Source organism: Chitinivorax tropicus, from assembly GCF_014202905.1.
Classification (GTDB): Bacteria; Pseudomonadota; Gammaproteobacteria; order Burkholderiales; family SCOH01; genus Chitinivorax; species Chitinivorax tropicus.
This window is the reverse complement of record NZ_JACHHY010000042.1, coordinates 1-8,825: the sequence shown is the minus strand read 5'-3', so window position 1 is coordinate 8,825 and position 8,825 is coordinate 1. Positions and strand designations below refer to the sequence as shown.

11 protein-coding genes are annotated in these 8,825 nt (G+C 59.4%); 4 read left to right on the top strand and 7 right to left on the bottom strand.

Features of this window, described 5'->3' with window-relative positions; genetic code table 11:
* The first annotated feature begins 371 nt into the window (after positions 1-371).
* The 4 genes from HNQ59_RS18770 to HNQ59_RS18755 are packed head-to-tail and all read left to right on the top strand — an operon-like array spanning position 372 to position 2,579.
* Positions 372-728, top strand: coding sequence for a protein mobC (locus HNQ59_RS18770; RefSeq protein WP_184041925.1), 357 nt, complete (start codon positions 372-374; stop codon positions 726-728).
* A gap of 12 nt (positions 729-740) precedes the next feature.
* A complete protein-coding gene (locus tag HNQ59_RS18765; RefSeq protein WP_184041924.1) occupies positions 741-1,424 on the top strand; it encodes a nucleotide-binding protein in 684 nt (227 codons plus the stop codon).
* A complete protein-coding gene (locus HNQ59_RS18760) occupies positions 1,417-2,058 on the top strand; it encodes a DUF6753 family protein (RefSeq protein WP_184041923.1) in 642 nt (213 codons plus the stop codon). The genes HNQ59_RS18765 and HNQ59_RS18760 overlap by 8 nt, the downstream gene beginning before the upstream one ends.
* The gene (locus HNQ59_RS18755) at positions 2,055-2,579 is read left to right on the top strand and encodes a hypothetical protein (protein WP_184041922.1); all 525 of its coding nucleotides are present in this window, start codon (positions 2,055-2,057) and stop codon (positions 2,577-2,579) included. Before HNQ59_RS18760 ends, HNQ59_RS18755 begins: the two co-directional genes overlap by 4 nt.
* A gap of 256 nt (positions 2,580-2,835) precedes the next feature.
* Here the strand turns inward: HNQ59_RS18755 and repC are convergent, their stop codons facing one another.
* The 7 genes from repC to HNQ59_RS18720 all read right to left on the bottom strand — a co-directional run bounded on the left by repC (position 2,836) and on the right by HNQ59_RS18720 (position 8,792).
* Positions 2,836-3,696: a replication protein C, IncQ-type gene (repC, locus tag HNQ59_RS18750; RefSeq protein ID WP_184041927.1), complete on the bottom strand. Its 861-nt coding sequence runs from the start codon at positions 3,694-3,696 to the stop codon at positions 2,836-2,838.
* Positions 3,683-4,549, bottom strand: a complete 867-nt coding sequence (locus HNQ59_RS18745; RefSeq protein ID WP_184041921.1) for a helicase RepA family protein — start codon at positions 4,547-4,549, stop codon at positions 3,683-3,685. Before HNQ59_RS18745 ends, repC begins: the two co-directional genes overlap by 14 nt.
* Before the next feature lie 67 nt (positions 4,550-4,616).
* Entirely contained in the window at positions 4,617-5,222 is a 606-nt protein-coding gene (locus HNQ59_RS19765; protein ID WP_246491087.1) for an antitoxin MazE-like protein, read from the bottom strand.
* Positions 5,219-5,539, bottom strand: coding sequence for a BrnA antitoxin family protein (locus tag HNQ59_RS18735; protein WP_184041920.1), 321 nt, complete (start codon positions 5,537-5,539; stop codon positions 5,219-5,221). The genes HNQ59_RS19765 and HNQ59_RS18735 overlap by 4 nt, the downstream gene beginning before the upstream one ends.
* The gene (locus tag HNQ59_RS18730) at positions 5,499-5,777 is read right to left on the bottom strand and encodes a BrnT family toxin (RefSeq protein WP_015060221.1); all 279 of its coding nucleotides are present in this window, start codon (positions 5,775-5,777) and stop codon (positions 5,499-5,501) included. The genes HNQ59_RS18735 and HNQ59_RS18730 overlap by 41 nt, the downstream gene beginning before the upstream one ends.
* 41 nt (positions 5,778-5,818) lie before the next feature.
* Positions 5,819-8,491: a TraI/MobA(P) family conjugative relaxase gene (traI, locus tag HNQ59_RS18725; RefSeq protein WP_184041919.1), complete on the bottom strand. Its 2,673-nt coding sequence runs from the start codon at positions 8,489-8,491 to the stop codon at positions 5,819-5,821.
* Positions 8,472-8,792, bottom strand: coding sequence for a plasmid mobilization protein (locus tag HNQ59_RS18720; RefSeq protein WP_184041918.1), 321 nt, complete (start codon positions 8,790-8,792; stop codon positions 8,472-8,474). The genes traI and HNQ59_RS18720 overlap by 20 nt, the downstream gene beginning before the upstream one ends.
* Positions 8,793-8,825 lie beyond the last annotated feature (33 nt).

The following is an 8,825-nucleotide window of genomic DNA, read 5'->3' as shown; positions in this document are numbered from 1 at the left end:
GCGGTTAGCCGTACATTGATAACGGCGTCCAGCGGTTCCGGCCCCTGCGTTTCAAATGGCATCGTGTCTCCTTCTCGCCGGGGGCGGGCGGGGGGTGTGTCTTAGACAGTAAGAAGCGAAAGCGCCGCACTGTCCGGGGTCAAGGGGATACCCCTTGCAGGATAAGCCAGACCGTGAGAAGCGAAGCGCCGAATGGACAGGCGTCCGTTGGAACCACATGGCATAGCCATGTGTGTTACAACGGTCATCCTGTATTGCTCAGCCGCTCTACTATCATATCAGCAGTTTAGGCGCACGGGACGCACTTTGCAACAAGCATAAAAGGCGCTATGCTGTCAACTCCGCAACCAGTTAGCAAAGGAGTTAGCACAATGAAGTACACGACAGAGCAGCTAGAAGCTATCGCATCGAAGCTGCGCGATATGCCACCAGTCGAGAAAAAGAAGCAGGAACACAGCAAGCAAGAGGCCGTGCGCGTTCTCTCCAAAGAGATCGCCGCTTTGCAAAAGCGTGGATACACGCTTGACCAGATTTCGGAAACGCTACGCGGTGAAGGCTTGAGCATCGCAACGCCGACACTCAAGAGCTACTTGCAGAGGGCAAAGCCAGCGAAAAAAGCCCCGGTGCAAGCACCGGGAGACACACCCCCGCCCCGCCCCGCCGACAAGAAGCCTGCGGATGCATCCAAGGCGACATTCACCCCGAAACCTGACAGCGACGACATTTAAGGAGTTAGCAGCATGGCAAAGAGCATTTACCTGATCGGCGGCAGCAAGGGCGGCGTAGGCAAGTCGCTTGTCACGATGGCAACCGTTGATTACCTGCAAGAGCGTGGCGAAAGCGTCTTGCTGATTGAATCCGACACCTCTAACCCGGACGTGTGGAAAGCCTACAAGGAAAGCACCGAAACGGAGCTTATCAATCTGGATGAGGCGGACGGATGGATTCAGCTAGTGAACCTATGCGATAGCAAGCCGGATAGCGTTGTAGTAATCAACACGGCAGCACGGAATAACAAGGGCGTGAGCGCCTACGGTGAAACACTGAATAGCACGCTTGAAGAACTCAAGCGGAAGCTGGTCACGCTGTGGGTGATTAACCGGCAGCGGGATAGCCTCGAACTGCTCAAGGAATACATGGACGCAATCCCGAATGCGGATGTTCATGTAGTACGCAATGGACACTTCGGGGAAGAAAAGAAGTTCGAGCTTTACAACGGCTCCAAGCTGCGCACGGCGGTAGAGGAACGCGGCGGGCAGTCGGTGACATTCCCGGATATGGCTGACCGTGTGAGCGATGACATTTACAGCAAGCGTATGAGCATTGCGGTAGCACTCAAGGAACTACCGATTGGCAACCGTGCGGAGCTTACCCGGTGGCGCAACGAGGCCAAAAAGGTATTGGAGGCCGTAGTCCATGAGTGACCTAGATGACAGCTTTGCAAAGCTGCTCGGCAGGCAACCCAGTGACGCGGAGCGGCAAAGTCTTTACCGGGTGCGTGATGCACTCGGCCTGAAAAACAATGATGCGCTTTGGCTGGTGCTCATGGCCTTGCAGCACTACCAAGGCCAGTATGAGAAGTTCCCGCAAGCGATAGCACAAGCCGCCAAAGATACCTTGGTCAATTTCAAGGCAACGGCGGATGCAACCGTGAAAGCATCAGCGGAAGCAGCCAAGGCGGATTTGGCGCAAGCTGTAGCGGCAGCAGCGCAAGAGGTCGCGCACAACACATCTGCAAAGCAGATGTGGCAGTGGGCGGCGGGCTGCATCGCCGTGGCCTTCCTGTGCGTCGGCCTGTTCGGCTGGTACATGCACAGCAGCAGCAAGAATTCGGGCTATCAGGCCGGATACGGCGCGGGATACACCGAAGCCAAGGACGAGAAAGCGGCGGCTGCATGGGCCAACACGCCGGAAGGGCAGGCAGCTTACCGATTGGCTCAAGCTGGAAGCATCAGAGACTTGGCACGATGCAGCGGCCAAGGCTGGAAGCGTGAAAATGGCTTCTGCTTTGTTCAAACGGCACCGGATGGAAAAATTTATGGCTGGAGGCTGCCTTGAACTACACCCAACAAGAGGCCACAGAACAGAACTGCAAGGTCTTGGCTGGCCTGCGGGACTTGTTTCAATTGCTCGATGAGCACGGCGCGATCATCGGGCGCAATAGCGCCCGTATCGTGGTCGATCTGAGCAAAGCACCAACGATCATGCAAGATGAGATAGGCGAGATTTTCCGCACCTCTCAGCTTGTCGCACCCAACGGAACGATGGGCATCTTTGGGGACTTCCAGACCGACGACGAAACCGGCATCTTGCTACTCAACATCGGCAGGGCGTTCACAGACGGCGATGCCGTCTTTGCAAAGTTCCCCAGCTACAGCGAGGTTCAAGCGTTGCTCCAAAGCATCCCGGCGCTATCCCATGAGCAAAGCGAAGCCATCGAGGCACTGCACGAGCAGCTAGAAGCCAATTTTCTAGGTCTGCTGGTGAAACACCGGGAAGCCATCTTTGAAGGCTTGTTTGCTGCAGGCGATAGCCCGAACTGGGCATACCACGACCCAAAAGACAAAACGCTGAATTGAAAGCGGGCGGGCGGGAGGGCGGGCGGGGGTGTGTCTGCAAGGGCTTTAGCCCGCGCAGGGCGAAGCCCGAAGGCAAGGCTTCAGACGACGCCTAAAGCGGCGGCTGAAAGCCGCGCATAGTGGAGATTCTTGGAGAATCTTGGAAGGAATTTTGAAATAGCGCGTAACCCCCCGCTGGGCTTGGGTTTTTTCGATTGTCGCGGGTGGCGTTACTACGGCGGATGGGTGGCGTTACTACGGCGGATGGGTGGCGTTACTACGGTAGCTCAGGGGCTGACATGGCAGGCCGAATGATCTCGAACTTGCCCTTGGCGTACTCGTGGACAGCCCAACGTAGCGCAACAAGCTCTGCAAGCGCCTTGCGGGCGGCCTGTCGGCGTGTTTTCATGGTGTTGGCGTTTGTGGCCACGTCTGGCCAGACATAGCCGCACAGCGTGTCCAGTTCGACGCGCCCGGACTTCCCGGGGTCAATCCAACCGCACAGGCGCTGGTGCATCAGCCGTGCCGGGTCTGTTTGTAGCGCCCTGACTTCGGTCATGTCGATGCGTGTATGGGGACGACGCCCCATGACAGCTTCGGTAACTCGCGGATTGAGGGCAACCCACAGCCGCCCATCTGTTTCGTCAAAAAGGTGCGTCATGAGATGGGATGAGGCTTGCGCTTTTTGCGCCCCATCTTTGATTGCAATCACGGTGACGTTAGACATGCGTATCAGGCTGTCTCTGAGGGCTTTAATGTTGTCGCCGCCATCGGTTAATCCGATCTCCTCTAGTAGCTTAGGAAGTGTTTGGCGCACCACTAGGGCATCCTGCTCTACCGCATCAAAACGTGGCTCAAGGAACAGCCTCAATTGCTTGCCTGCTGGTGTTTCTGGGTCTGGCGTTAGCAGAATGCCATTCGGTCCAGCCATTGCAACAATGCCTTGCAGTAGCCGCATATCGTCGGCTCCAAGCGGTTCAAATCCAACGAAGCGCAGAGCTTCCGCGCCGAAGTAGTAGGTAATGTCCAGCTTTAGCTTTTTCCTGTCGCCTTTCTTTAAGCTGCGGAAAAGACCCGGCGCGAGACAGTGAGCTGGGTCATGCCTAGCATGGGTGAGTTCGTGCTTAGGCTTTATCACGGCTCGCCCCTTTTTTGTTTTTTTCATTGCTGACTTCCTGTAGTTCAACGGGCAGCAACACTCCACCTTCATGCTGCTGGAACCAGCGTTCATCTTGAGGTTCGCCGTAATTCATCTTGCTTACACCAAATCGCACAAAGCGTTTCCGTCGGTCGCCAATGGGCGAGCGGTCAAAGCCTCGATCAGTCAGACGCTCGGCTTCTTGCTCGGTCATCTTGGCGACGTAGCCGCACCAACGGGCGTTGTCGATCAGGGCGGAAGCGCCCCGCGCTGCCTGCTGCTGGTCGGTCTGGCCGTCGCGGGCGCTGCCCTTGCTGACGTGGTGCAGGTAAAGCACTGATGCCCCGGTGTTGGCCGCGATGTGTTCCAGCACGGCAACAAGGCGGGCCATGTCGCCGTTGCTGTTCTCGTCGAGGCTGTGAATACGGCTCAAGGTGTCCAGCACGATCAGCCGCGCCCCGGCGCTGTAGTCGATGACGCGGCGCAAGTGCGCCTCGTCCATCACGTTCAACCGCTTGCCCATGATCGGCTCAAGCGTCAGGTTCTCCGCGATGGCTTCGCGGGCCGACTGGTTGAGGTGCTGGCCGATGGCGTGAACACGCCGCACAAGGGCGGGCTGTGGATCTTCGCCAGCGAGATAGACCACGCGGCCGGTGTGCATGGGGGCCAGCCCTACGAGGTCGCCGCCTGCCACGCTGCACGCAATGGACATGGCCGCTTCAAGGGCAAAAAAGCTCTTGCCAGTTGCACCAGGTGCGACGAGTGCGCCCACGGTTCCGGCCAAGAATCCGGGCCAGATGAAATCTAGCTCTGGCGGCTCATTGGTGAAGGCCGCCATAATGTCTAAAGCCATGCTGTTCTCCTGTGTAGAACGGTTTTGGTTAGGCGCTGCCGGGGCTGCAATCCCCGGCCTGCGCCGCTTAATCTTGCCTCGATGCCAACCATGCAGAAGCCTCGGCCAAGGCATCCTCATAGGCATAGTTGGCCGCTTCCTTTGCGCTCTCTGCCGTGGCGTACTCGGACAACGGGAACACCCCGCCGCCGACTTCTTCGCCACGTTCCAACAGGCGCAACCGCCAACCGCCACCAAGATCGGCGGGGCGGGGCATGATCTCGTAGCGGAAAGGTTCCTGCTCGGCCTGTGCTTGGGCTGCATAGTCTGCTTCAAGACTGCCGAAGGTGTCCGCCGCTACCTCGTCCATGAGGGTCTGCAAGGCCGTGTCGGCGCTATCCGCCTGCGCAACAAGTTGAGCCTGTCGGCGGGCTTCCATGACGGCCTCGGCGGCTTGCAAGTCCTCGCGGTCTTGCAGTTCCTCCACGATGTTTTCGTGCCAAGCGGCATTACTGCCCGCCTCGTTGCATAGCTCGCTGAGGCGCTGCGCGGCGTTCTCTGAACGAGCAAAAAGCCGCGCACATCGCAGGATGCGTGCGGCTTCTTCCGGGTTGCCTCTGGCTTGGTCGAACAAGAGCATTTCGCCCACGGCGGCGAGCGCTTCAAGCTCAAGCTGCTTGTCTCCACCGCTCATTTCGCGTGCGCCTTGTGCGCCTCAACGTAAGAGCGCAGAACGGCATTCATGCGGGACTGATACCGCGCGCCAGTGTGCTTGAAAAACTCCAACACTTCGGCATCAATGCGCAGCGTGATTTGCTTCTTGGTGTGAGGCAACTGCTCCGCCGCCTTCATCCAAACGGCATCAGGTAGGCTGGGCGCGTCGCTGTAGTCGATCTGCTCATCTGGCATCGCGGCCACGGCATCCAGTCGCGCCTTCTGCTCGGCGCTCAACTGCGGCGGCTTCTTGAGGTCAAGAGTTCGCTTCACGATATTGCTTTCTTTCGTCGGCATTTGCTTTCCTCGCAGAGATAAGGCGGATGGTTTCCTCGTGTCGAACGGTGTAGACCACATACAGGACAGCCGAATAGGCAAGCCCAATCGTTGCCCAACGATCTTCCCCGTAGTCCTCGCGTCCGTCGTAGGCTTCAACCCGCCCGGAGTCGTAAAAAACAAGCTCGGCATCCTCGAAGGAAACGCCGTGCTTTTTCAGGTTTCGTGCCGCTTTATCGGCGTCCCATTCAAGTTCCATTGTGTTTTTATTGTAGATTCGTTTTGTAGTTACGTCAAGCCTTATCGACTCATGCCGGGCGAGTTGTCGCGCTCGATCTTCTGCGCCTTGGCCTGCTCTTGCTGCCGCTGCGGCTCGCGGCCTTCCAGCTTCTCCCACTGCTGCCGGTACTTGCCCAACTCGGCGGCTTGGCGGTCGCCTGCGGCGCTGTAGGCATAGCGGGCGGTGCGCTGCGCGTAGTCGTTCCAGTCGCGGCCTTCGTCCTTCTGCCGGGTGGCCGGGGCGCACTGGCGGATAGCGCCCTCGATGGCGGCTTGATCGTGGCCGGTGACACGCATCCGCACGGCAATCATGGAATCCACGCGGGACAAGTCCACCTCGCCGCCCCGCTGCCGCTTGAGCACGTCGCGGTAATGCCGCCGATAGGCGTCGATCGCGCTGCCGCTGGCCGCTGCAAGCTCCAAGGCAGGCTTGGCCTTGTTGCGCTCGGGCTGCTGCGCCTTCAAGGCGGCTTGCCGCTGATACTCGGCGTCGATCTGGCTGGACAGGGCCAACGCTTTGACGCACTCGCGGCGCTCGGCCTTGAGCAAGCGCACTTCGGGATAGCTGCCGTCCTCGCGCTGGTGCTTGGGCTTTCGGTTTTCAAAGCCCGGTGCGCGGTGCGGGTGGATGGCTCCCGATAGCTTCGGGTCGCCGTATTCGCGGTTCAGGGCATCGCTCAGGCGGTTGCCCACGTCCTTATCGTGAGGCGTCCCCAGCTTCGGCACAGTGATGATGGCCTGATAGTTGCCGGGGCTGGATTCGAGCACCACGGCGGGCTGGTAGCCGTCCTTGATAAGCCGCTCCAGCTTCTCCCGGTTCATGTCGTCGATCAGGATGTGATGCTTCTTGTCCGATAGCGGCGTGTAGTACAGGTTTTCGCCGCGGCGCTGTAGGCGCTGCATTTCCGGCGTGCGCTGCTCGATCTCCTGCGGCGTAAAACCCCGCGTGATGCCGTCCTTCTTGTCGAGGATGAAGGTTTGCTTGCCGCCGTCCTCGCGCATCTTGATGGACGTTACCCGGTAACGCTCCGCGCCTACCGCTTCCGCGTACCGCTCGAACTGCTTTAGCTGCTCCGATTTCATCGCCTGCGCCCTCTCCTGCTGTATCCGCTGCCGCTCCTGCTGGATGCTCTCCTGTAGCTCTGGGTTCGTGATCTTGAAGCCGTGCTCTGCTGCTAACTTCGCGCACATGGCCTTGTATTCATCGTTCCCTGTCACGGTGAAACTGCCCCACTTCTGCGCCGATAGCTGTAAGGCGGCAAGCGTGCTGTCCCGGTTGCGCCAGTCGTGAATGTCGATGCTCTTGCCCTTGTCCACGAAAGACACACCCCGCCCGCCGCTGCCTTCGTCGCGGCGGCTGTAATGCACCTGCTGGCCCACGATCTCCGGGGCATAGGCGCGGATGTCTCGCGGCGTCGGTGGCTCGCTGCGGTCGCCCTCGATGCGCTGCGGCTCGCTGGCCCGGTGCCGCCACTGCTCGGCAAGTTCCGGGCTGCGCTGCATCCGCTGCCACTGCTCCAGGTCGGGATAAGGGCGGAACTGCTGCCGGTGCTGCTCGCGCTGCTTCTGGTGCTTCTCTTTCAAGGCCGCTTTCTCTGCCGCCTGCTCGGCGGCAATCACGCTGCGCATGGCGTTGAGCACTTCGCCTTTGCCCTTCCAGTTGCCGCGCATGAGTTCATCGCGGCGGGCCTTCTGCTGCTCGGCAAGTTGCTTGCGCTCCTGCTCCTGCCGCTTGTCCTGTGCCAGCTTCGCGGCGTTCTTCTCCGCGTAGTGCGCCTTGCGCCCGGTGATGTAGTCCTTCCACCCCGGCACGTCTGGCTTGATCGGCTCCGGCTCCCGCTGTGCTACCTGCTGCCGCTGCGGCGCTGGCTGGTAGGCTCCAAGTCGCTTTTGCAACTTGGATAGGCTCGCGTCCCGGTCTGCGCTGCTGGCCTTCACGCCAACATCACCGACAAAGAGGGTTGCCCCGCTGCCGGTTTTCTCGTAGCGCATCCCCTTGGCTGCTAACTCTCGGTGCAACTGCTCCCACGTCTGCGCCTTCTTGATGATCGGTGCGCCGTCCTCAATGGCGATGCGCTCGGCGGATTTCTCGCCGGTTCGGTTCTCCATGTCACGCTTCGGCTGTGCTGGTTGGCGCGGCTTGTCCTTGTCGATGTGCTCCCGGCCTAGTTCACCGTTCTCCAACACCTGATAGCGCCCGTTCTGCTCCCGCTGCCAGCCTTGTGCATTCTCGATTCGTGCTATCGCCTTGTGCGCTGCCTCAATGTCGAAGCCGTTATTGATCTTCACCACTTTGAGCGTTTCAGGATGCACGCGGTTGATGGCAAGGTGAAGGTGTAAGTTGTCCGTATCGGCGTGCAAGCCATAAATGGCTTGATGGTCTTTAACGCCAAGCTCTTCCATAAAGATGCTTACCGCTTCTTCTACCTGCTCCGGGCTGGGTTGCTCGCCTTCTCGCCAACTCAAGACATAGTGATTGATCGTGTCCTTACTTCTCACTGCTTCTTGAGACAAGGCAATCATTTCAGCCGTTTGGCTGTGTGGTTCATCGGTGATGAATCCACGCGCACCGGCATGGATGCACTTCTCCTGCGAGTTTTCGCGCTCAGGCTCACGGATGTATCCGGTCAAGCGGGAAATGCGCACTGACTTGCTTGCCGCCTTCTGCGGGTTCTTAACCTTCTTGACGATCACGGCTTAGTTTCCCGATGTAGGCTTTCAAGGCCACAAGCGCCCCGGCTGTGTCCTTGCTGTAAACGCCTCCGCTCTCGTTGTGGATGTGCTTGAGCAATCCACCGATGCGCCGTAGCTCTTTGAGCATCACGGCGTCGGCGTTGGCAATGATTGGCCTGCCGAAGTAACGGCGGCGGACAAGCTCGGACATGCTCAACCCGGCAAGGTCGGCGTCCTCCTTCAAGCGGGCCTTCTCCGCAGCGGTTAGCCGTACATTGATAACGGCGTCCAGCGGTTCCGGCCCCTGCGTTTCAAATGGCATCGTGTCTCCTTCTCGCCGGGGGCGGGCGGGGGG